The 24,806-nt window shown below is 34.2% G+C and carries 23 protein-coding genes; 21 read left to right on the forward strand and 2 right to left on the reverse strand.

The genetic code is table 11. From position 1 onward, the window contains the following. Positions 1-9: 9 nt before the first annotated feature. The 10 genes from OH814_RS04760 to OH814_RS04805 all read left to right on the forward strand — a co-directional run bounded on the left by OH814_RS04760 (position 10) and on the right by OH814_RS04805 (position 8,085). On the forward strand, positions 10-480 hold the full coding sequence (locus tag OH814_RS04760; protein WP_308827321.1) for a hypothetical protein: 471 nt from the start codon (positions 10-12) through the stop codon (positions 478-480). Positions 481-482: 2 nt separating this feature from the next. Next, positions 483-881: a hypothetical protein gene (locus OH814_RS04765; RefSeq protein WP_308827322.1), complete on the forward strand. Its 399-nt coding sequence runs from the start codon at positions 483-485 to the stop codon at positions 879-881. Between the two features lie 84 nt (positions 882-965). Continuing rightward, positions 966-1,337: a VOC family protein gene (locus tag OH814_RS04770; protein ID WP_115621949.1), complete on the forward strand. Its 372-nt coding sequence runs from the start codon at positions 966-968 to the stop codon at positions 1,335-1,337. A gap of 107 nt (positions 1,338-1,444) precedes the next feature. Continuing rightward, positions 1,445-1,894, forward strand: a complete 450-nt coding sequence (locus tag OH814_RS04775) for a VOC family protein (protein WP_308827323.1) — start codon at positions 1,445-1,447, stop codon at positions 1,892-1,894. A 490-nt stretch (positions 1,895-2,384) separates the two neighbouring features. Continuing rightward, positions 2,385-3,059 (forward strand): DUF2490 domain-containing protein, encoded by a 675-nt coding sequence (locus OH814_RS04780; RefSeq protein WP_308827324.1) that lies wholly within the window; start codon positions 2,385-2,387, stop codon positions 3,057-3,059. Between the two features lie 277 nt (positions 3,060-3,336). Next, a complete protein-coding gene (locus OH814_RS04785; protein ID WP_308827325.1) occupies positions 3,337-4,947 on the forward strand; it encodes a Na+/H+ antiporter in 1,611 nt (536 codons plus the stop codon). Positions 4,948-5,043: 96 nt separating this feature from the next. After that, on the forward strand, positions 5,044-6,069 hold the full coding sequence (locus tag OH814_RS04790; RefSeq protein WP_308827326.1) for a glutaminyl-peptide cyclotransferase: 1,026 nt from the start codon (positions 5,044-5,046) through the stop codon (positions 6,067-6,069). Between the two features lie 93 nt (positions 6,070-6,162). Next, positions 6,163-7,068 carry a hypothetical protein gene (locus tag OH814_RS04795; protein ID WP_308827327.1) on the forward strand — a complete coding sequence of 302 codons (906 nt, stop codon included), beginning with the start codon at positions 6,163-6,165 and terminating at the stop codon, positions 7,066-7,068. Between the two features lie 30 nt (positions 7,069-7,098). Beyond that, positions 7,099-7,713, forward strand: coding sequence for a deoxynucleoside kinase (locus OH814_RS04800; protein WP_076559525.1), 615 nt, complete (start codon positions 7,099-7,101; stop codon positions 7,711-7,713). Positions 7,714-7,737: 24 nt separating this feature from the next. Continuing rightward, a complete protein-coding gene (locus OH814_RS04805; RefSeq protein ID WP_228428903.1) occupies positions 7,738-8,085 on the forward strand; it encodes an ArsC/Spx/MgsR family protein in 348 nt (115 codons plus the stop codon). 69 nt (positions 8,086-8,154) lie between these two features. Here the strand turns inward: OH814_RS04805 and OH814_RS04810 are convergent, their stop codons facing one another. Both OH814_RS04810 and OH814_RS04815 read right to left on the reverse strand, forming a co-directional pair. Next, positions 8,155-8,460: a DUF493 family protein gene (locus OH814_RS04810; protein ID WP_076559530.1), complete on the reverse strand. Its 306-nt coding sequence runs from the start codon at positions 8,458-8,460 to the stop codon at positions 8,155-8,157. Positions 8,461-8,499: 39 nt separating this feature from the next. Further along, the gene (locus OH814_RS04815; protein WP_115622186.1) at positions 8,500-9,177 is read right to left on the reverse strand and encodes a DUF4197 family protein; all 678 of its coding nucleotides are present in this window, start codon (positions 9,175-9,177) and stop codon (positions 8,500-8,502) included. A gap of 404 nt (positions 9,178-9,581) precedes the next feature. Between OH814_RS04815 and OH814_RS04820 the strand changes: the two genes are divergently transcribed. The 11 genes from OH814_RS04820 (at position 9,582) to OH814_RS04870 (ending at position 24,172) form a co-directional block, all read left to right on the forward strand. After that, on the forward strand, positions 9,582-12,413 hold the full coding sequence (locus OH814_RS04820; RefSeq protein WP_308827328.1) for a SusC/RagA family TonB-linked outer membrane protein: 2,832 nt from the start codon (positions 9,582-9,584) through the stop codon (positions 12,411-12,413). 3 nt (positions 12,414-12,416) lie between these two features. Continuing rightward, entirely contained in the window at positions 12,417-13,886 is a 1,470-nt protein-coding gene (locus OH814_RS04825; RefSeq protein ID WP_308827329.1) for a RagB/SusD family nutrient uptake outer membrane protein, read from the forward strand. 71 nt (positions 13,887-13,957) lie between these two features. Further along, positions 13,958-15,346, forward strand: a complete 1,389-nt coding sequence (locus tag OH814_RS04830) for a glucoamylase family protein (protein ID WP_308827330.1) — start codon at positions 13,958-13,960, stop codon at positions 15,344-15,346. Positions 15,347-15,544: 198 nt separating this feature from the next. Further along, a complete protein-coding gene (locus tag OH814_RS04835) occupies positions 15,545-16,264 on the forward strand; it encodes a prolyl oligopeptidase family serine peptidase (protein ID WP_308827331.1) in 720 nt (239 codons plus the stop codon). A gap of 95 nt (positions 16,265-16,359) precedes the next feature. Next, positions 16,360-18,687 (forward strand): beta-glucosidase BglX, encoded by a 2,328-nt coding sequence (gene bglX, locus OH814_RS04840; RefSeq protein WP_308827332.1) that lies wholly within the window; start codon positions 16,360-16,362, stop codon positions 18,685-18,687. A gap of 85 nt (positions 18,688-18,772) precedes the next feature. Further along, positions 18,773-19,144, forward strand: a complete 372-nt coding sequence (locus tag OH814_RS04845; protein ID WP_308827333.1) for a hypothetical protein — start codon at positions 18,773-18,775, stop codon at positions 19,142-19,144. A 241-nt stretch (positions 19,145-19,385) separates the two neighbouring features. After that, positions 19,386-21,389 carry a S9 family peptidase gene (locus OH814_RS04850; protein WP_308827334.1) on the forward strand — a complete coding sequence of 668 codons (2,004 nt, stop codon included), beginning with the start codon at positions 19,386-19,388 and terminating at the stop codon, positions 21,387-21,389. A gap of 451 nt (positions 21,390-21,840) precedes the next feature. Continuing rightward, positions 21,841-22,395: an RNA polymerase sigma factor gene (locus tag OH814_RS04855; RefSeq protein ID WP_228418915.1), complete on the forward strand. Its 555-nt coding sequence runs from the start codon at positions 21,841-21,843 to the stop codon at positions 22,393-22,395. An 11-nt stretch (positions 22,396-22,406) separates the two neighbouring features. Beyond that, the gene (locus tag OH814_RS04860) at positions 22,407-22,745 is read left to right on the forward strand and encodes a hypothetical protein (RefSeq protein WP_308827335.1); all 339 of its coding nucleotides are present in this window, start codon (positions 22,407-22,409) and stop codon (positions 22,743-22,745) included. Positions 22,746-22,922: 177 nt separating this feature from the next. Beyond that, complete coding sequence (locus tag OH814_RS04865) at positions 22,923-23,177, forward strand: hypothetical protein (protein WP_076559558.1); 255 nt, start codon at positions 22,923-22,925, stop codon at positions 23,175-23,177. A gap of 344 nt (positions 23,178-23,521) precedes the next feature. Beyond that, positions 23,522-24,172 (forward strand): DnaJ domain-containing protein, encoded by a 651-nt coding sequence (locus OH814_RS04870; protein WP_308827336.1) that lies wholly within the window; start codon positions 23,522-23,524, stop codon positions 24,170-24,172. The last annotated feature ends 634 nt before the right edge of the window (positions 24,173-24,806 follow it).

A 24,806-nucleotide genomic window follows, 5' to 3' on the forward strand; every position in this document is an offset into this window, starting at 1 on the left:
CCACAAAACATGAGAAAAATTTTATTCTTCATTATTCTCGTTTCCAATTTTGCTTTTGCACAAATGCCGAATATTTCTAGCGTTTGGCTGAATAATTCAAAACCTTATGTAGGAACGATCGGTAACGATAAAGAAGTTATTAAGCTTAAAATAAATATTTCTGAGCAGGATAAGAAAAACGATCAGGAATATTTCGTTTCAGGATATACAGTCGTGGAGAATAACTACTCAAAATTTGAAGGGAAACTTAAAATCACCAAATACAAAGATGCCAAGAAAAAAGGTGTTGTTTATGGAGATTATGAGTTGGTAGAAGAAAACAAAGGCAAACATTCCGGAGTTTTTACAGGTAAATTTATTTATACTTTTAAATGGAACAAAACATCCGAAAAAATTCAAAGCCAATATATCGAATTGATTGGCGACTGGAAAAGCTACGACAAAACTTTGGATTTTAAAACACGCTTAAAAAATCAATAATTATGGTAAGAAAAATACTGGCTGTTTTTGCCGGAGTTATCGCTGCATCCATTTGTATCTGGGCGATTGAAACGATTAATCATTTGATGTTCCCTTATCCTGATGGGATCAAGCCAAATGACATGGAAGGATTCAAGGCGTATGTTCAGGCTTTACCCTTTTTAGGGAAGTTTATGGTGATTGTTGGCTATGCTGTGGGCGCTTTGGTAGCAGGATTTATTGCTACTAAAATTTCAAAAGACGGCAAACCTACTGCAGCAATAATTTGCGGAATTGTTTTTCTTGTTTTTACGATTTACAATATGACGGTTTTACCAACACCTATCTGGTTTTGGATTCTCGGGATTTTAGTTTGGACACTGGTTTTAGGAGGATACAAATTGGCTTTAAATAAAAAATAAAAGATATGAAATCGCCTTGATTACTTCAGAAACAATCAGAAAAAGGCGATGCATATTGCAAATAAAAAACAATAAAAAGAACATATGAAATTAGGTGTATTTTCGCTAAGTTTAAGTGTAAAAGACCTTTCTAAATCTAAAGAGTTTTACGAAAAACTAGGCTTCTCTGCGATGGGCGGAGGTATGGAAAATAATTATCTCATCATGAAAAACGGAAGTACGTTAATCGGTCTCTTTCAGGCAATGTTCGATGGAAATATGTTGACATTCAATCCGGGATGGGACGAGAATGCTCAGAATCTTGAAGAATTTGATGATGTAAGAGAAATTCAGAAAAAACTGAAAGAAAGTGGAGTAGAATTAAATAAAACCGCAGACGAAACCACCTCCGGTCCGGAACATATTTTCTTGAAAGATCCCGATGGAAACATGATTCTTATCGATCAGCATCGTTAACTCGAGCCTCGAGATTCGTGTTACGAGTTCCGCACGCCAAACGCACGTTCCGAATCTTGTATCTCGAGACCCGTATTCCAATCTCAAAATCAAATAAAAACTATATTATGGCAACAGTAAATGTTTATCTTACCTTCAACGGAAACTGCAGAGAAGCTTTCGATTTTTACAAATCGGTTTTCGGCGGCGAATATCCTTACATCGGAACTTTTGGAGAAATGCCTCCGCAGGAAGTAAAAGAAATGTCTTCTGAAGATAAAGACAAAATTATGCACGTCTCACTTCCGATTTCAAAAGAAACAATGTTGATGGGAAGTGATACTGGCGGAGAATGGTCTTCAAGCTTAAAGGTTGGAAATAATTTTTCAGTATCTATTAATGCAGATTCTAAAGAGGAAGCCGATAAACTTTTCAACGGACTATCTGAAGGTGGAAATGTTACAATGCCTCTTGAAGACACTTTCTGGGGAGCGTATTTCGGAATGTTTACCGATAAATTTGACATTAACTGGATGGTAAATTATGATGATCCTGCGAAAATGCAGCAACATCCATAAAATTTAGATTCTAAATGTGAATATAAAAAAACAATAACCGGCAATCATCTGTCGGTTATTGTTTTATGAATACTTTAATGATGAAGAAATTGGTTTTTCTTCGATGTGTGACACGTCTTTGCGAACGAAAAATATTTTCAAACATTTTAAATAAAAACTTTGCGCCTTTGCGTTAAAAAATAAAACAGTATCCATTTTTCATTGTAATTAAAATTACAATGATTTTAATTCACTAATAAATTAGTAAACTCAGATTTATTAAAAAATTCAATCAATGATTCTTTTGGTGTTATAGATTTTTAATATTAATTTTGTTGAATACGATAGATGAATGAAATAATTCATTCTATTATGTAAAATATTAATTTGACTAAGAAAATCGAAACCTTTGGTTTTAGCAACGAATTTTTAGGTCTTGAATTTTTGTTTCTTTTGTTTCACTTTGCCGAATTTTCGATGTCGAGGCAAAAGAAAAGTAATAATAAAAATTATGAAGTTTTTTAAAAAGTTAGCTGTTTCTGTTTTGTGTTTTGGAAGCGTTCTGTCATTTGCTCAGGAAAGTGATTTGGGAGCTTGGTATATGTATTTTGGGAATAATAAAATCAGCAAAAAACTGAATTTCCATAATGAAATTCAATACCGTAATTTCGATGGAATTGGTGATTTGGAACAGTTATTAATCCGTACCGGAATTGGTTATGATCTTACGGAAAACAACAATAATGTTTTGTTGGGTTATGGTTTTATTTTGAGCCAGCCTTATGTAAATGGTGAAAAATCAGAAAATATTGAGCACCGTATTTTCCAGCAGTTTATTACAAAACAGAAGTTCGGAAGATTTAATCTACAGCATCGTTACCGTTTAGAAGAACGTTTTTTACAGGATGATTTCAGGATGAGGTTCCGTTATTTATTGGGATTGAATATTCCGATCAATAACAAAGAAATGTTGCCCAAAACACTGTATCTTTCAGCTTATAATGAGATTTTTCTTAATTTAGACAGTCCTGTTTTCGATAGAAATCGAGTTTATGGAGCGTTAGGATTTATCATTAATAAAAATATGAGAATTGAAGCAGGATATATGAATCAGCTGCAGGAAAATAAAAACCGCGGACAAATTCAAATCGGTTTTTATAATAATATACCTTTTACTAAAAATTAATTTTTTTTAAACCGCAAAAGAAACAAAAGATTTTATAAGCCTTAAGTTGTTCAAAAGTTTCCAAAATTGTAAATGAAGTAAAATATTACCTTTTGCAACCTTTGAAATCCTCTTTCTTCAATTATTCCTTTTGTAGCTTTTGCGGTTAAAATTTATGTCTCAAAAAATTAAAGTAAAAAAGACGTTGATTCGGTCTTTAAAAACAGAATCTTTAAAGAGTTTTCAAAACTCAAAAAAACTAAAATACTTTGTTATAACAACTAAATAATCACAGACCATGATTCACGATTATGTAATTATTTCCATCGCTGTACTTTTATCGGTGATGATTTTGGTGATGGTAGGGCAGAAGCTCAAAGTAGCTTATCCGATTTTTCTTGTGATTGCAGGTTTACTCGTAAGCTTCATTCCGGGAATGCCGCAAATAGAAATTGAGCCCGATTTGGTATTTCTCATATTTCTTCCGCCCATTTTATTTGAAGCGGCCTGGTTTACTTCGTGGCAGGATTTTCATAAATGGCGAAAACAGATATTTTCAATGGCATTCGGATTGGTTTTCTTAACATCGATTGTCGTTGCCTATCTTTCGTCATCCATTATTCCGGGATTAACTGTTGCAATGGGATTTCTTTTGGGTGGTGTAAATTCTCCTCCGGATGCGGTCGCAGCAACGTCTGTTTTAAAAAACATGAAAATTCCAAAAAAAATTACGACCATTTTAGAAGGCGAAAGTTTGATTAATGATGCATCGAGTTTAATTGTATTTAAATTTGCTTTGGCTGCGGTAATTTCAGGACAATTTATTTTCCGTGAAGCGGTAACCGATTTCTTTACAATGGCGATTGGTGGTGTCGCTGTAGGAATCGGAGCAGGTTTTGTTTTTGGAAAATTTTTAAGATTAATTCCTTCCAATTCCAATATTGATACGGTAATTACTCTGATTGTTCCGTATGTAATGTATGTTGCGGCAGAACATTTTCATTTTTCAGGAGTTTTGGCGGTTGTTGCTGGAGGTTTGTTGATGTCTTATAATTCGCATTGTTATTTAAGCCATACGTCGAGAATTCAGACCGGAAATGTCTGGAGTGTCATTATTTTCTTAATGAATACCATTATTTTCATTTTGATAGGACTTGAATTACCAATTGTAGTTGCCGCAATGAAAGATTACACAATTTCAGAAGGTATTTTTTACAGTATTGTGATTGGGGGCGCTATTATTTTCACACGTTTAGCTTACAGTTATGCGATTGTTTATGTTCCAAGACTTTTGTCTAAAAAAGTACGGCAGGAAAATCCGAAACCAGATTGGAAAGAACCATTTATCATCAGTTTTGCAGCAATGAGAGGCGTAGTTTCTTTGGCAGCTGCACTTTCAATTCCTGTTTATATAAGTCCGGGAGAAGCATTTCCACACAGAAATATTATTCTGTTTGTGACTTTTGTTATTATTCTGATTACTTTGGTTGGGCAAGGATTATTGCTTTCGCCAATTTTAAAATTCTTAAAAATTGAAGATGCAGGAAGTGAACTTCCCGAAGAAAAGCAGGAAGCTATTTTAATGAAAAAATTAAAAGAAACTGCACTTGAAAAACTGACTTCAGATTTCTCCGAATTGTCTGAAAACAACAGTCTCGTAAGGCATCAGATTTATAAACTGGAAAATGAAATGAAATTAATTGCCGATAAAGCACAATGTATGGGCTCGGCGGTAGATTATGCATCAGCAATGAATGAAAATAAAGATGTTTTGAGACAAGTCATTCAGGCGCAGAGAAACGAACTTCATCGCATAAAACGTGAAAAAGTTTTTGACGATCATGTTTTGCGAACGATAGAAATGCAGCTCGATTTTGATGAAGCCAAGATTACAGGTTTTGCCCATTAAATTTAAATACATCTGTTCTTCAATCGAGCAAGCTGCATTATAAATTAGCAGAGAGGAATAAAATTTGCTATTTTTGGTGAAATTTTAGAAATAAAAATGAAAAATAAGATAATTGTAGGTTTTGCAGCTTTACTTATGGTAATGTCTTGTAAAAACGACGAAAAAATATTGACTTCTTTAGCTGATTATAACGCATCAATGGAAACTACAGGTTACCATTTTGGTGATAAGCTGGATATTCCTAAAGACGTTTTAGATAATGCAGAAAGCATTACCATCAGTTTTGGAGAAAAAGAGTCTACAAGCCTTATTGTAGACCCTAAATATTTTACGCTAGGTGATAATGCCGTAACTTTTAATATTAAAACTAAAGGTGGCGAAACTTTATATCAGGATGCAACTATTAATGTATACAGCAAAAGCCCTGAGCAAAACTTAAACTATGAAGTAGTTGCTGAATATCCGCACGATCCGGAAAACTTTACACAAGGTTTCCAGATTGATGGCAATACAGTGTATGAAAGTGAAGGACAATACGGTTCGTCAAGATTGATCACTTATAAACTTGGAGAAAACACTCCGATAAAAGAAACAAAACAACCTGATGATGTTTTTTCTGAAGGAAGTACAATTGCTGGCGATAAAGTGTATCAGCTGACTTGGGAAAACAAAAAAGGACTTGTTTATGATAAAAATACTTTGAACCTGGTTTCAGAATTTGCCTACCCGGATATGATGGTGCAGGGTTGGGGTTTAACTTATGACGGTAAAAATCTTATTGCTTCTGACGGTACAAAAAATCTTTACTTTTTAGATGCAAAAGATCCTTCGAAAATGGTGAAATATATTTCTGTGGCAGGAAATACTTCAGTATATGATCAATTAAACGAGTTGGAATATTATAAAGGATTTATCTATGCAAATGTTTGGCACAAACCGATAATTTTAAAAATTAATCCTGCAAACGGAGAAGTTGTCGGGAAATTTGATTTTACAAAAATTGCCGATCCTTTTACCAAGGCAGACAGCGAAAATGTATTAAACGGAATAGGTTTCAAAGGTGATAACATGGTAGTTACCGGAAAAAAATGGTCTAAAATCTATGAAGTTGCCATCAAATAGTTAAAATTGAAAGCGAGTTCAGATTGAATAAAATAAAGTGTGTAAATTGGTAGCGTTCCTTTTGGAGCGCTATCTTGGTAAAAAAGATTTTTTTTGAAATTAATATCTCTTTTTCTTGTATTTATTTTCTGTTCGGTTTCTGCGCAGAAGGTACTTCCTTTTGATACGTTAAAACTAAAGGAAACAAGAGATATGTTTGCAGACGATTACGGAAGCGTATATCTCTACAGAAACAAAGATTTCAGTTTCACCAAATACGATTCTTTGGGAAGACAGTTAGGGAAAATGATGTTTACGGTTCCCTATAAAGTTCAGGGAGTACAAAATCCTTTAACTGTGGCTCTTTTCTCTGAAAATGCGCAGGAAATAAAATTTGTCGATCAAAATCTTAATGATATTCAGAGGTTTGATTTTAAGCAGAAATTCAGTTTTATAAAACACGCTTACGCAGAAGATCTACAACAGATTTGGCTGCTTGATGAAAGTGCAAAACGTCTTCTGCAGTACAATTTCAGGAACGAAACAACCATCAATTCTTATCCTTTTGATGCCAGTTTTGATGAGGTTATTGATCTTTTGGTTTTCGAAACTAAGGTATATATTTTATCTAAAAATAAATTCAGTGTTTACAATTTAAAGTTCGAAAAAATTTTTGAAGCTCCGATGGAAAATGCCAAACGTTTCCGCAGAGAAAATGAAGTAATTTTAATTATCGCTAAAAATACCATATTCAAATACATTCCTGAAAAAGGATTAGTCAAAATTTTTGAAGATCCTGAGGCTCAGATTGTGGATAAAAATTCGTTATCATATTTTGAAATAAAAGGCAACAAACTCTATCTTTACAGCCTTGAAGATATCGCTGATATTAAAAAACTTAAAGAAGCCGAAAACCAGAAAAAAGAACTTGAAAAATCCATTGAAAAACTTGAAAAAGAAAGATCTGAAAAATCGGATATTCTTAAAATAATGGATGAAATTCAGGACTTGGGATTTTAGATTTTAACATTTCAAAATAAAGAGATAAATATGCATATTGCAGTTACAGGGAACATTGGTGCAGGAAAAACTACTTTAACGACGATGCTTGCCAAACATTACGGTTGGGATGCCCAGTTTGAAGATGTAGATCATAATCCTTATCTGGAAGATTTTTACGCAGATATGAGTAAGTGGAGTTTTGCATTGCAGATTTATTTTCTGGGAAGCAGATTCCGTCAGGTAAAGGAAATCAGAGAAAGTGGGAAAAACATAATTCAGGATCGTACAATCTATGAAGATGCGCACATTTTTGCAGAAAACCTGAATGATATGAAGCTTTTGTCTGACAGGGATTTCAAAAATTATGCATCGCTTTTTGATCTGATGAAAACTTTTGTTTCGGCACCCGATTTGCTTATTTATCTTAAATCTGACGTGCCCAATCTGGTCAAAAAAATCTATAAAAGAGGAAGAGAATATGAAGCTTCAATCAGTATAGAATATCTTTCTAAGCTGAATCAGAAATATGAAAAATGGATTTCAGATTATACAGAAGGGAAATTATTGATCATAGAAGTAGATGATCTTGATTTTGTAGAAAGACCGGAAGATTTCGGATTTGTTTTAGAAAAAATAGATGCTGAACTGAACGGTTTGTTTTAAATAACCAGCTTAAATTTTATTATGATGATTAAGGTCTTACACAACGGTAATTGTTCAAAATCAAATGCTGTTTTAGAGTATTTGGACGAAAATGGTGTTCAGTTTGAAATCATCAATATCGTGGAAGATCCTTTAAGCGTTTTGGAACTTAAAACGGTTCTGAAGAAAATGAATCAAAGTGTCTTTCATATTATAAGAAAAGAAGAGAAACTCTATCTGGAAAAATTTGCAGGAAAAGATCATTCGGAAGAAGAATGGCTTCAGATTTTGTCTGAAAACCCCTCTTTGATACAGAGACCAATCATTATAAAAGGCTCGGTTGCTATGCTGGGAAGACCTCTTGAAAACGTAAAGTTTTTTATTGAAAAATAGATTAAAATCTGTATAAAAAAGAAAAGGTTAGTTGTGAAAACTAACCTTTTTTATTGCTCTTATTTTTAATTAAAGTAAAATAACGCCTTCAATTTTTGCCACTTCCTGATAAATTTTGATTACCTGATCTGCATCCAAAACAAAAGCATTCACATTACATGCGGTATATTTCCCGTTTTTACTTTCACGGTTTCCCAGTGTAAACTTGATACCGTCAAAAACTTTGTAAATTTCTGTAAGCCTGGCCTGGTCTGTAGGAATAATAAATTTAAACAAATAGTCTTCCGGGAAATCATGTTGATTTTCCAGTTTTTCCTTTAATGATTTATAAAATTCTTCAGGATTTGTGTTTTCATTTCCTTGTAATATTTCCATTTTCTTCCTTAATTATGTATAAATTTAACGAAAATCAGCCTATTTTCCAAACGGCGCGAGTAAAGACGCAGAATTTTGCTTTTCGTGATCTTCGATGATATTAAAAAGGCCGTTTACAATTTGCTCTGAAGCCAACATGCTCAATCCGCCGGCATTCACATTGGTTCTATTGCCGCCCAAAAGACTACCCAAAAGATTGGTTCCTGATAATGCCGTATTAATTGTTTTTACAATGCCATATTTATTAAGTTCCTCTTCAACTCTTGGTGCAATTGCGGCAACAAGTTGCGTTTGCGTTTTTTCTTTCAGAATTAAAGTGGCTGTTCCTTTTTCACCTTGAATAATTCTGGTAACGTCTTGCGCATTCAGACTGTTTACTGCTGTTTCTAAAATTGGTTTTGAAATATTTACAGTATAAACTGCAGCTTCAGCAATGTATTGTCTCTCTTTAGCAACAATGGATGGTGCTATTTTTTCTAAAGTAGTGTTGATGTCTCTCAGTTCTTTTGGTAAAGCTTTATCTACTAAATTATTTTGTAAGAAAGCTTCTTTGTTACCGTAGATATTGGCTCCTTTGTTGATTCCGCCTAATAGAACTCTTTTAATGACTGCCAGTCCAAGATCTGTCGTAGCAAGCGTAGAGCAAGAATGCAAGCTTGTGGTAATCACTGCACCCGTTCCGAAGATCAGTGCAGCCGCTATAATATATTTTTTCATTTCCAATTTTTTTATCATTGTCAAATAACGCACCAAAGGTAATTACAATTGTGTGTTTAACAAAAAATTATTTGTTTGTAATAAAACCGATTTTAAATTGAGGATTAAAGTGATTACATAGAATTTAGACTTTAAAAGCTGTTTTTGGGTGTTTTTTAGTCAAAAATAAGCTTTGCTTCAATATGAAATATTCATTTTTTTTAAAACTTTCAATTGCGAAATTTATTAAAATTTAGTTTTACTTAACATATTTGATAAATTAATCAACAATTAATAAATTATTTAACTAAAATTAACATCAGTTGATATTTTTTATATTTTTGAACAAAGTCTTCTTTTGAGAAAATAGAATTTACCAAAGGCTTATTTTTCAAAATTGATTATACAAGATAAAATTAAACTATATGAAACAAACTAATTTAAAGTACTCTTGTCTTATTGCCGTTCTCTATTTTGGGATGAATGTCAATGGGCAGGTTGCTCCTAAAGACACTGTTACGAAAGAGCAGAAAATAGAGGAGGTTGTGATGATTGGATATGGTAGTCGTAAAAAGGTAGATAATACGACTGCGATTAGCTCAATCAGTGCTGAAGAAGTTACTAGAACAAAAGTTTTAAATGCTTCACAAGCTATTCAAGGAAAAGCAGCAGGTGTACAGGTAACGGCTTCTGATATGCCCGGATCTACTCCTACTGTGATGATAAGAGGTATGGGTACGGTAACGGGAGGAAGAACACCTCTATACGTTGTAGACGGAATGTTTGCCAATAATATCAACAATATCAATTCTAATGATATCTTAACTTACGATATTCTTAAGGATGCAGCTGCCTTAGCTATTTATGGTAACAGAGCTGCAAATGGTGTTATTATTATTACTACAAAATCAGGAAGGGGAAAACTTAGTGTTTCTTATGATGGTTTAATTGGTATTAGAAATCCTTTGAGAAAAGTGAAAATGGCTAATGCTAATGAGTTTGCTAATTTTAATAACATTGCACTTAAAGAAAATAAATTCTCTTTAAACCAGCCTATTGATACCGATTGGAATAAAGAAATTACAAGAACAGGTATTTATAATCAGCATAATGTTTCAATTTCAGGTGCTGGTGAGTCTATAAAATACTTCTTAAGTTTTAATAACTACGATGAAGAATCAATTCTTAAAGGAACAAGCTATAATCGTTCAACAATAAGAACTAACAACGAGTTTAAAATTGCTAAAGGAATTACATTATCACAAAATTTGAGTGTAGCTTTTACAAAAGATACTCCCAAACCATTAAATGCCTTTACAACAGCTTACAAACAGTCTCCGATAGTTCCTGTGCGATATGCTTCAGGACAGTTTGGTATTCCTAGAGTTAACCCAAGTGGTATTGTTGATTATACAGGTTCTCAATTTAATAATGTCGGAAATCCTGCAAGTCAGTTATTTTTTGATAATCAACAAAGTAAAGGTATGATTATGCAAGGAGGATTAAAGCTGGATGTTGATATCATGAAAGGATTAAAATTTACATCTCAGTTTAGTGGTGAGTATGGAAATTATAGATCTTACAACTTTACAGATGCAGTTGCGGTTTGGTTGGCTGCAGATCCTACAAGAGTTGTTAGTGGTTTTGATAACAATAATGCAAGAAATACTTTAGTAAACAAGAAAGAAGATTATTATAACTGGTCTTTAACAAATTATTTAACTTACAATAAAAGGTTTGGTGTACATGATATTGAAGCAACCATAGGTACTGAAGCGACAGTAATTAATGGTGTTGAATCTTTAAATCTTACGAGACGAAATCTTTTGCTAACCGACCAAAATTATTGGAACCTTAGTGGTTTTGATTATGTGAATAATGTGCAAAATTTAGCTTCGGTAACGGGAGATAGAAATACAACAATTTCTTATTTTGCAAGAGCACAATATAAACTAATGAACCGTTATTTATTAAGTGCTACGGTAAGGCGTGACGGATCTTCTCAGTTTGCTGCAGGCCAAAAATGGGGAACGTTTCCATCATTTGGTGCAGGCTGGGTAGTGTCTGAAGAAGATTTCATGAAAGATGGCTTCTTCAATCTTTTAAAACTAAGAGGAGGCTGGGGTAGATTAGGAAACCAAAGAGTCCCGCTAAATTATTTACCTCTTAATTCAGGTACAGTTTATAATTATGGTTTTGGAAATAGTAGCGTTGTAAGCAATGGTGTTACTGTTAATAAAGGATATGACCCGCTATTAGGTTGGGAAATAACAGAAGAGACATCCATTGGATTAGATTTCGGAATATTAAATAATAGGTTAACAGGTTCAGTAGATGCCTATAATAGAGAAACTAAAAATCTGATTTTAGGGATTTCTAATTATTTAACTTCTGGACAGTCTGAAACATATTATTCACATATGGGATCCGTAGTAAATAAAGGTTTAGAATTCTCTCTAAACTGGGCCGATAAAATAGGAGAAGACTGGAAGTATTCTGTAGGTGCAAATTATTCAATGAACCAAAATGAATTAACTAGAGTTGATACTAGTAAAAATGTTGCCCAATTAAGTGGAGGTGATTTGAGTAATGGTGAATGGACTAAATTATTCAATGCTACAACAGTTGGCCATGCATTAGGAAGCTTCTATTTATATGAAGCAGATGGTTATGACTCACAAGGGAATTTAAAATTTAAAGATTTAAATAATAATGGAGTTAGAGATGCTGGTGATAGAAAATATTTTGATTCTTATATTCCAAAATCTACTTTAGGAATTAATGTAGCATTAAGCTATAAAGACTGGGATTTTGCAGCAAGCGGATATGGTGCATTTGGTTTCAAAGTGTATAATGGTAAAAAAGCACAACGAATAAGTGGAGAGAATATCGAAGCATCAGTTGCAAATGATTACTGGACTCCTTCTAATATAAATGCTGCAAATCCTGCACCTTCGACTGTTGTACCTATTGCATCTACATTTTTCTTAGAAGATGGAGATTACTTTAGAATTAACAATATTTCTATTGGTTACACAATCAATGATGTCGTTAAAAATGTAAAATCTATTAGATTATATGTAAGCGCAATCAATCCTGTAGTATGGCAAAAATACTCGGGATACTCTTCTGAATTATCTGGATACAGTGCTTCAGATTCTAATGCGGAAGGAAATCCTTACGGACTAGCTGGGGTAGAATTGAATACTTACCCTACTTTAAGATCGTTCTTATTTGGTTTAAACGTTAACTTTTAAAAAATGAAAAGAAATAAAATATTAATTGTCTCGTTAATGCTATTAATAACGGGGACACTTACACAAAGCTGTAGTGAAGAATTTATCGATGTTTCTCCGTCAGAATCAATGACGGTTGGTGATATTGAAAAATTTAATAATAATGATGGTGCCACTTATTTTGTAAATTCTATCTATGCAAAATTTTTAGATTGGAATATGAGCACTTTTGCTTGGATTGGTGTTACCTCTATTGTTTCAGATGATGCAGATAAAGGTTCTAGTTCAGGAGATAACGGTTCAGATAAAGACATTCTAGATGCTTTAAACTTTACAGCTACCACCCCTTCTTTTAAAGAATTGTTTGCTTCTAATTATCAAGGGATTAACCGAGCGAATCAAGCTCTTTTATATATTCCTCAATTAGATAAAGCTGATCCAGCTCTCAGAGCTAGATTAATGGGTGAAGCTAAATTCCTGAGAGCATTTATGTATTTTACTTTAGTAAAATCATTTGGTGGAGTTCCTCTAATTGATCACGTTCCTAATCCAGATAGTGAAGCTGATAAAAAAATGCAGCTTACGAGAGTCTCGAAAGAACAAATTTATGCATTTATAGAAAAAGATCTTCAAGACGCTATTGAAGCATTGCCTAGTAAATCAGTTTATACAGGTAACAATGCTGGGAGAGCATCTGTAGGTGCTGCACATGCATTATTGGCTAAAGTTTATTTGTATCAGAAAAAATGGCAATTAGCTCTTGATCAAACAAACCAAGTTGTTGGATATTCTTTAACACCTGAATTTATTGATATTTATAAAGTTTCAGGAGAAAATAATGCAGAGTCTATTTTTGAAATTCAAGGATCTGGTGCTGTTAGTGGTCGCGCAATACAACAATATACTCAAGTTCAGTCACCTCGTGGTACCGGAGGTTGGGGCTGGGGATTTGCTACTCCATCACAAGGATTATATGATGCATATTCTAATGATGATAAAAGGAGAGATGCAACTATTATGCACAGAGGAATGTCTCTTTATGACAACAGAGTTGTTAACATCAACGCTGAAAATAAATACTATAATTATAAAGCATACTCTTCAGCATATTATGACCAAGCATCTACAGACGTAAACATTCGTTATCTTAGATATGCTGAGGTTCTTCTAATAAAAGCTGAAGCAATGAACGAATTAGGACAGACTTCTGCGGCTATTCCTTTCTTAAATCAAGTAAGAAATAGAGCTAATATAGGAGATACTCCTGCTACTTCTCAAACTGATGTAAGATTAGATATCTGGAAGCAAAGAAGATTAGAATTCGCTTTTGAACATGACAGATGGTTTGATTTGGTAAGAACAGGTCAGGCTGTAGCAGCTATGGCAGCTGACGGTGGAAAAGTATTTAAAGTTGGTAAACATGAGTTGTTCCCTCTTCCACAAGACTTTATTATGGAGTCTGGTGGGCTATCAGCTCAAAACCCTGGTTATTAATAATCAAATATATTTAGAGGAGAATGAAAGTTCTCCTCTTCTTTTAGTATTTAAGTTTAAAAATTGATATAATGAAAAGGATAATACTCTCAATTGCAGCCGCGTCATTACTTGCCGTTTCTTGCAAAAATTCTCAAATTGCAAAACAGGAATCTGCCCAAAAATCAGTTGTAAAATCTAATATTACTGATGAGCAACTCATGGATAAAGTCCAGAAAGATGCTTTAAAGTATTTTTGGGATTATGCAGAACCCAATTCTATGTTGGGCAGAGAGCGTTATCATGAAGACAATATTTATCCGGATAACGATAAACATGTCATCACTACCGGAGGTTCAGGATTCGGTTTAGCAACTATTTTAGTGGGTGTTGAGCGAGGTTTTGTTCCAAGAAAAGAAGCGGTGAAAAGATTGATGACAATTATGGATTTCCTTGCAAAAGCAGATCGCCATAAAGGAGCTTGGTCACACTGGATTAACGGAGAAACCGGGAAAACCGTTCCTTTCGGAAAAAAAGATAATGGCGGAGATTTGGTGGAAACCGCATTTCTTACCACAGGAATTATTCAGGTGAGAGAATATTTCAAAAACGGAAACGCCGAAGAAAAAGCTCTTGCCAAAAAGTGTGATGAACTTTGGAAAGGAATTCAGTGGAACTGGTATACTAAAGGAGGTGAAAAAGTACTGTATTGGCACTGGTCACCGGAATATCAATGGGAAATGAATTTTCCTTTAGAAGGTTATAATGAGTGTTTAATTACCTACATTTTAGCAGCCTCGTCGCCTACATATTCTATCGATGCCGAGACGTATTACAAAGGCTGGACAAGAAACGGAACCTATCTTTCAGACAAAGAAAAATACGGTCTTCCGATGTACGTAAAACACAACGGAGCCGAAGAATATGGCGGACCGTTATTTTGGGCTCAATATTCCTATATCGGCTTAGATCCTACCAATTTATCGGATAAATTAATTAAAAATTACTTCGATTTAAATAAAAATCAGGTCTTAATTGACTACAAATACTGTGTCGAAAACCCAAAACAATGGAAAGGTTACGGATCAAATTATTGGGGATTAACGGCTGGTTACTCAAGAAATAAAGACGGAAGCGTTGGCTATAATGCTCACTTCCCGCAAAATGATCACGGAGTCATCACTCCGACGGCTGCTTTGAGCAGTTTTCCTTATACTCCCAAAGAATCAATGGATTTTTTGAGATTTATCTATACTCAGAAACCAGAATTTATCGGTTCTGCAGGTCCTTACGATGCAACATCGATCAATTATGATAATTGGACGACGCCACGATATTTAGCGATTGATCAGGGAACTATCGCCCCGATGATCGAGAATTACAGAACAGGATTTTTATGGAAATTATTCATGAATGCTCCTGAAATCCAGAAAGGATTAAAAAAATTAAGCTTTACATCAGAAAAATATAATATTAAATAGTTTTAGGAGCTATTTCCCGCTATCCGCTGTATCTTTTGTGTTACGACCTCCGCTTCGCTCCGGTCGCAAAACAAAAGGATGTCGCTCATATCGGGGCTAAAAATGCAGTAAGAATAGAACGTTTATCAATAGAAACGGGCTTTAGCCCTTTTAACCAAAACCAAAAATCAAACGGCTTTAGCCAAAACCTAAAGAAATATGAATTTAAAACTAAAATACTTACCACTTTTGCTTTTACCATTTTCTTTAAGCTTAAATGCTCAGGAAATCAAAGCAGAACTGAATAAAGAAGTTAAACGAGTCGAAAAGATCTCATATATTTTAGATTATCCTCAAAAAGCAAAAGGAAACGTTCCTTTGATTGTCTTTCTTCATGGGTCAGGAGAAAGAGGTAGTAATCTCGAGTTGGTAAAAGCGCACAGTCCTTTTACATACAAAAATCTGATCAAAGAACCCGTGGCAATTTTAGCGCCTCAATGTCCTGAAAATACTTGGTGGGATACGGTAAGTGTTTATAATTTGATTAAAGAAATTCAGAAAAAATATAAAATAGATGCTTCCAGAATTTACCTCACCGGGCTTTCGATGGGAGGATGGGGAACATTAAAACTCGCAATGGAACATCCCGAAATGTTTGCTTCTGTGGTTTCTGTCTGTGCACCGACAGATCGTGTGATGTATGCCAATATTCATCAATACAAAGATTTAAACATGAAAATTTATCACGGCGGAATGGATGATGTCGTGCTGCCGGAAAATGCATTTAATTTTTACCAAGCACTTCATCCGGTGAACCCATCTGCCGAATTGATAATTTTCCCGAACGATAATCACAATTCTTGGGACTCTACTTATTCAAATCCAGCGTTGTACGACTGGATGTTGTCCAAGAAAAAGATAAATAATGTAATTAAATGATAAAAATCTTTGAAAAATTAACTATTTAGTTTTTCTTTGCTTTAAATAGAATCATTGATAAAACAAAAAGGAATATAATTTAAGAAGTAAGATATATGAAAAAGTTTATTGTAATTGCGACTTTAGCATTAGCTCCCGTGTTTTCAGCACAGGAAATGGTAACAAAGCCGGTTCAGTCTTATCAGACCGCTCAATATCAGTCAAAGAAAAAGGCTTTTGTTGATGCTTTGCTGGCTAAGATGACTTTAGATGAGAAAATTGGCCAGTTAAATTTACCGACTTCCGGAGATTTTACAACAGGTCAGGCTCAAAGTTCAGACATCGGAAAAAAAGTAGAACAAGGCTTAGTTGGTGGATTATTCAACATCAAAGGAGCAGATAAAATTAAAGCAGTTCAGAAAGTTGCCGTTGAAAAAAGCCGTCTTAAAATTCCAATGATTTTTGGGATGGATGTTATTCACGGGTATGAAACTACTTTCCCTATTCCATTAGGCTTAGCAGCATCATGGGATATGAATTTGGTGCAGCAGTCAGCAAGAGTTGCTGCAAAAGAAGCTGCAGCAGACGGAATCAACTGGACATTCTCGCCAATGGTAGATATTTCCCGTGAACCAAGATGGGGAAGAGTTTCAGAAGGTTCTGGTGAAGATCCGTATTTAGGAAGCGAAATTTCTAAAAATATGGTCTACGGTTACCAAGGAAAAGATTTAGCGAACGGAACCAATATTTTAGCTTGTGTAAAGCATTTTGCATTGTATGGAGCAGGTGAAGCGGGTAGAGATTACAATACGGTGGATATGAGCCACGTAAGAATGTTCAATGAATATTTTCCACCTTATAAAGCAGCTGTTGATGCAGGTGTAGCTTCTGTAATGGCTTCTTTTAATGAAGTAGACGGAATTCCTGCAACAGGAAGCAGATGGTTACAGACCGAGGTTTTAAGAAACCAGTGGAAATTCAAAGGTTTTGTAGTGACCGATTATACCGGGATCAACGAAATGGTAGAACACGGAATGGGAGATCTTCAGCAGGTTTCTGCTTTAGCTTTAAAAGCCGGTGTTGATATGGATATGGTGGGTGAAGGATTCTTAACCACTTTAAAAAAATCTTTAGCTGAAGGAAAAATAACGCAGGCCGAAATTGATATGGCAGCAAGAAGAATTCTTGAAGCTAAATACGATTTGGGTTTATTTGATAACCCTTACAAACACGGCGATGCAAAGTTAGCGGCTAAAGAAGTTTACAATTTAGAAAACCGTAATATCGCAAGAAGTGCGGCAGCGCAGTCGATGGTTTTGATGAAAAATGAAAACCAGGTTTTACCTTTGAAAAAATCAGGAACTGTTGCAGTAATTGGTCCATTGGTAAACAACTCTCTGAATATGGCGGGAACTTGGAGTGTAGCTACAAAACATGCAATCTCTGTTAACTTAATGCAGGGTCTTCAGGCTAATTATGGAAAAGATGTGAAGTTCCTTTCTGCAAAGGGAGCCAACATTGATTACGATGCTAAATTAGAAGATATCTATGCGGCTCACGGTAAGAAAACCGATAGAGATAATCGTTCAAAAGAAGCGTTATTAAAAGAAGCGGTTGACATTGCCAACAAAGCTGACGTTATTGTTTTGGCAATCGGAGAATCTGCAGAAATGAGCGGAGAATCTTCGTCAAGAACTGAAATTACAATTCCTCAATCTCAGGTTGATTTACTGAATGAATTGAAAAAAACAGGAAAACCGATCGCAATGGTGCTTTTCACAGGTCGTCCTTTGGCATTAACCAATGTAAAAGATGCTCCTGATGCTATTTTGAATGCCTGGTTTGCAGGTTCAGAAGCTGGAAACGCAATTGCTGATGTACTTTTCGGTAAAGTAAATCCTTCAGGAAAACTTCCGATGACGTTCCCAAGAAGTCTCGGTCAGGTTCCGATTTATTATAATGCTAAGAATACAGGCCGTCCTTTAGCTCAGGATAAAGTAGATAAATGTGTATACGAAAGATTCCGTTCCAATTATATGGATGAGTGTAATACGCCGTTATATCCGTTTGGATATGGTTTGAGTTATTCTAAATTCGATTATTCTGATGTAACGGTTTCGAATGCAAATCCGAAAGGAAATCAAACAATTCAGGCTTCAGTTACTGTGACGAATTCAGGAAACTATGATGGCGCTGAGGTAGTTCAGCTATACATCAGAGATATGGTGGGAAGCATCACAAGACCGGTAAAAGAATTGAAAGGATTTCAAAAGGTAATGTTGAAAAAAGGAGAATCTAAAAAGATTACTTTTGACATCACTCCAGAAAGCCTGAAATTCTACAACGGAGATTTAAAATACGATTGGGAATCCGGAGAATTTGACATCATGATTGGTACAAATTCTGAAGAGGTGAAACATTCAAAAATCCACTGGACAAAATAAAATTTATACAAAGCCATTCGAGAGAGTGGCTTTTTTGTTTTGGTATAGTTTTTCCATTATAGTTACAGTTTTAAACATACAAATTATGAAAAAAGTAATATTATCAGGTGCAATTTTCTTTTGCGCTTTTAGTTTTGCTCAGACAGGTAGCGACAGAGATTCTCATGGCTGTATTGGTTCTGCAGGATACACTTATTCGAAAATTAAAGAAAATTGTGTAAGAGTTTTTGAGCAGGAAATTAAAATGACCCAAATAGATCAGAAAAATAGTTCGTCTTCGATGGCGGCAATTATCTTTAGTGATAATAAGAGAAAAGCTGAAGTATTGTTACCCGGTGAAAATATTATTCTCAAAAAGAGATGTAAAAAAGATATCTGGAAAAAAGGAAAATATATCTTGACACCTACTGAAACAGGATACAAGTTGGAAAAAGATAATATAGCAATCTATCAATAATCAATAAATAAAATAGGAAAGTCATTTTTGACTTCCTTTTTAATATGTAACCTAAATTTTTCGTTATCAATAATAAAAATAAAGCACGATATTTTTAGAAAAAACAGCAATTCCATTTTATTGTTGAATAATTTTTTTAAGAGAAATTCATACTTAATTTCACAAATTAGCGATAAACGATGTAACGTTTCATATACTTGAAGCGTCTTATAAATATATCGTTTAACCAAATCCATGAAATATGAATTTAAACTCCAAAATTTTAGGTATTACGCAAGTGGTAATCACAAGTCTCATGATGAATGCACAAACTACTGATAAAAAATTGCCGGGCGACCCGACATTGGTTTCATCAAAAGCTACGATAGAAAAGCTTATTTCTTACGACAAAGGAAATTTTAAGTATAAGGTAGAAGATTATTTTGCCAGGCCGAAAGCTTCACAATTTAAACTTTCTCCCGACGGGCAGTACCTGTCGTATAAAGAAAAGGATAAAGACAGTAAAAATCATGTCTATGTAAAAGATCTGAAATCTGGTGAAATTACAAAGGCATTGGTTGAAAAAGATGATTTAATAAGAAGCTACGGATGGCTTGATAAAAAACGCCTGTTTTACACTCAGGATAAAGGTGGAAACGAAAATATCCACTTATACGCCGCTGATATTGACGGTAAAAACTTAAAAGATCTTACACCATTTGAAGGAATTACGCTAAATTCTGTAAGACTGATTAAAGATACTGAGTTTGTTATTGTGAGCATGAACAAGAACAATAAACAGATTTTTGAACCGTATAAAATCAATTTTAATACAGGCGAAATTACGCAGTTGTATGAAAATAAAGATGTAAAAAGTCCGATTGATGATTATCTTTTCGACAGACAGGGGAATCTTAGAGGATACACAATTCTTGAAAATGGTTTGACGACCAAACTGTATTACAAAGATTTGCAGACAGGGAAATTTAATCTTGTTAAGTCGACCGATTGGAAAGATACTTTTAGCGTGATTGGTTTTAATGATAATTCTAAGAATAAAGATGAGGTTTATCTGGTAACTAATATTGGCAGTGATAAATCTAGAATTGTATTGTATGATTTAAAGAAAAATGCGATTATTAAGGAGGTCTATTCCAATCCGACATTTGATGTTTCTTCAATCGCACAGGCTGGGAAAAGCAGAAATTATGAGCTTGATTACATCAGCTATAACGGAATTAAAAATGAAACCATTCCTGTAAGTAAATTTTACAAAGAAATTCATGATAAACTGACTTCTGAATTTGGCGATAAACAGTTTGGAATTGCTTCTTCAGATGATAAAAACGAAAAACTATTGGTTGTTGTCGACAGTGATAAACTGTATGGAAAGTATTATGAATACGATACAAAAACCAAAACAACCAAACTCCTTTTTGATCTGATGCCTCAGTTGAAAGAAGAAGATATGGCTGAAATGCGTCCCATAGAGTTTAAAAGCAGAGACGGACTTACGATTCACGGGTATATTACATTGCCAAAAGCAGCAACAAATGGGGAAAAAGTCCCTTTGATTGTAAATCCTCACGGCGGACCGCAAGGAATAAGAGACGATTGGGGTTTCAATCCTGAAACACAATTGTTTGCAAGCAGAGGATACGCTACTTTGCAGGTTAATTTCAGAATTTCTGGTGGTTACGGAAAAGAGTTTCAAACATCCGGATATAAACAAATCGGCCGTAAAGCGATGGATGATGTAGAAGATGGCGTAAAATATGCAATCTCACAAGGCTGGGTCGATAAAGACAAAGTAGCCATCTATGGTGGAAGTCACGGTGGTTACGCTACATTGATGGGATTAATTAAAACTCCCGATTTGTACTCTTGTGGAGTTGATTATGTAGGAGTTTCCAATATTTTTACGTTCTTCGATTCTTTCCCTGAATACTGGAAGCCGTATAAAGAAATGGTAAAGCAAATCTGGTATGATTTGGATAATCCTGAAGAAGCCAAAATAGCAAAAGAAGTTTCGCCGGTTTTTCAGATTGATAAAATTAAAAAACCATTATTTGTGGTTCAGGGGGCGAATGACCCAAGAGTAAACATCAATGAATCTGACCAAATCGTAAAAGCTTTAAGAAGCAAAGGATTTGAAGTTCCTTACATGGTAAAATATGATGAAGGACATGGTTTTGGAAAAGAACCTAACAGAATTGAATTTTATAAATCGATGTTAGGTTTCTTTGCTGAGAATTTTAACAAATAAAAGAAGACAATTTTTATAATTAATTGAACGGGAAGTATTTTGCTTTCCGTTTTTTTTATTTGAAAGAGCAAGACAAAATGTATATTCCTCAATGTTTAGATATACAGAATTCCCCTCCTTTTTGCTTTCCGTTTTTTTTATTTGAAAGAGCAAGACAAAATGTATATTCCTCAATGTTTAGATATACAGAATTCCCCTCCTTTGGAGGGGTGGATTAATTTTTTAAAGAAAATTGAGACGGGGTGGTTTTTAGCCAGTATAGAAACGGTTACCCCAGCGAAGAGCGAGGAGTAATATTGGATATCGGTATAAGCTTCTGAAAAAAAATCTAACGGCAAAAATGTGATTAACAAACGAAAAATTGAAAATCCGAAAAAATATTTTAAATTTATTAAAGTAAAACAAACAGCACAGTCGTCCTAGCAATATGGAGATTGTCGAAAAATTACCAATGCCACAGAAGGAAAAGGAAAACATTATTTCTCAGACCGTAACAAGTTACGGTGGAAAGTTGATGTCTTTTATTCGACCAAAAGTGAAAAATACCGAAGATGCAGAAGATATTCTGCAGGAAGTTTGGTATCAGTTCAGCAGTTTGACCAATCTTTCTGAAATTGTAAATGTTGGCGGATGGCTGTACCGCGTTACTGCCAACAAAATTACTGACAAATACCGTAAAAAGAAGACCGAAAATCTAGAAGATTTTGTCTACGAAGATGAAGACGGAACATTTTCCATAAAAGATATTCTGCTTTTAGACGACAGCGCAGGACCGGAAGTGAAAATGTTTCAGGATGAGATATGGAAAAAACTGTTTGAAGCGTTGGAAGAACTTCCGGAAAAACAGAAGCTCGTCTACATGGAAAATGAACTGAACGATAAAACTTTACAGCAAATCGCCGATGAACAGGGTGAAAATATAAAGACCATTATCAGCCGAAAAAATTATGCGGTAAAGCATTTGAGAAACAGATTGAAACAATTGTACGAAGATTTAAATAATTAGAAATAAATAAAATGAACAATAAATATAAAAAAAGCTGGATTCTTTTAATTTTATGTCCGCCATTGATTTTCCTTGCCGTTGCGCTCATCGTGATGTGGCTTTGGAACTGCATTCTTCCCGAAACTATCGGTGTAAAAACCATTAATTATTGGCAGGCAATGGGAATTTTAATTTTAAGTAAAATTCTTTTTGGAGGCTTTCATGGGAAATTCGGAAGAGGAATGCGAGATATGAAGGAAAAACACATGAGACATAAAATGGAAGGAATGTCTGATGAGGAAAAAGAAAAATTCAAAGAAGTCTGGAGACAGAAATGTTCAAGCGGATTCTTCAACAGAAATAACGAATAGTTTAAGAAATTTTCTTTTCCACGATCCTAAAGGAAGTGAAATTTCTTCATCAAATTACACCCTTTAGGGTTTGGGGAAATTAATTTTGATGAATTTTTAAAGAAGTAGTAAAGTAAAAACTAAAACGAATTCGTCTCTATAAAAAACAAGAAGTAGTAAAATTTAAAATTTAAGAAAATGAAAAATTCAGTATTAAAAGGAGTGTTAGGAGCGCTTGCTGTTGCCGGAGTTGCAATAGTTGCAAAAAAAGTAATCGAAAGAAAAAGATTTGTAAGAGGTATTTTTGATGAATACGGAATCAAAGAAAAATCTCCATTCGGATTGGCAGATAAAATCAGAGAAATGGATGATGAGCAATATCAGGAACTAAAAGGAAAGTTCAAAAAAGAATTTGCTAAATGTTGCGGAAAAGATAATACTTGCAAAGCGTAAGCTTTATAAAACTAAATTGAAATTGTTAATTCAGGCGCGGAAAGCAAAGCTTCCCGCGCCTGAATTTTTTTGCAGCGAATGAGTTTTTTGCCACGAATGCACGAATTATTTTTTACATTAAATCAATACAAACTTAAAGGAGAATAAAATTTAAAAATTAAGATTCCTCTTTGCTGAGTGAAATGTCTCTGCGAACGAAAAATATTTTCAATAATTTAAAAAAAACTTAGCGACCTTTGCGTTGAAAAAACACTTCATCACGCTTGCAGTGACAAAATTCGTGTATTCGTGGCTTTTTTATTTTTGTCCACAGTGACAAAATCCTTATTTTTGTATTCACTTACATGAAAGATTACTACTATTTTCTCGGTATTCCTCACGATGCTTCAGATGAAGACATCAAAAAATCCTACAGAAAACTTTCATTAAAATACCATCCCGACAAAAATCAAGATGATGATTTTTTTGCAGACCGGTTCAAAGAAATTCAGGAGGCTTACGAAACGTTAAGTGATAAAGGACGAAGAATCACATATGACCAGAATTTAGAAAGCCTGCAGAAAACTTTCAGATATACCGTTCCGCCTTCTATTAAAACTTTTACAGCAAACAAAATTCACGCGAAAAAAGGAGAGGAGATTATTATAACCTGGCAGACCCAGAATGCTGATGTGGTGAAGGTTTTACCGTTTGGTCTTGAGAAAGCTTACGGAGAAAGAGTTTTTAAAATCACAGAATTTAAGAACGGAAAGTTTCAATTGTTGCTTCATGCAACGAATTCACTTTTACATAAAACCGTAGTTCAGGGAATTACAATAACCGAAGTTTTTGAATCTGATGGTGAGAAATTCAGAGACAGAGCAGAAGAACTTTTTAAGTCACAGCCACGAACCGTAACAAATCCTAAAGGACAGCCAAAAATTTTCAGAATAATCCTGGCGATTCTGTTTTTAGCTTTAGCATTGTACTTTTTAATCAGTAGTCTAACTAACTAACTAACTAACTAACTAACTAACTAACTAACTACGCCAATTTCTTATTTCCCGGGCATTTTTTACACCTTTTCCCTTTCTTAAATTTTTTGCAACAAGATTTTTTGTCACCACAGAACATTTCTTCATTCTTGAAAGAAAATGCCGGAGATAATGGCGGTACTTTAAAAGGAGTGATGATATTCATACTGCAAATATATTAATTTAGAATAAATATAGATAATAAAATTTAAACTTTCTTGAAATGCTGATAGTAGATGGTTTTAAAGGTTTTTTGTGCTGTTTTACTCGAAATTGGCATCATTACCTTACCCGAAATACCGTGTGAGCTTTAAAAAGTGAAATCGAAGATTAAACGAAGTCAAACGGCTTTATGAATCATAAGAAAGTTAGTAGTATAAAAAAACTAAGTGCATGAAAATTTTCTCAAAATTATTTCCCCGACCCTAAAGGGAGTAATTTTGAGGAAATTTTCAATTCATTTTTCCGGCCTTTAGGGTTTGGGAAAAGAAAAATGTATTCAAAATTTTTTCTGTGGATTTTTTAAGAAAGTTATCAGTACTCATCTTTTAAAATTAACATACTAACAAAATAAATATAAGAAAGTTGAAGGTATATCACGTCCATAGAAGATTTA

The organism is Chryseobacterium sp. CFS15, from assembly GCF_031118795.1.
GTDB classification, from domain to species: domain Bacteria; phylum Bacteroidota; class Bacteroidia; order Flavobacteriales; family Weeksellaceae; genus Chryseobacterium; species Chryseobacterium indoltheticum.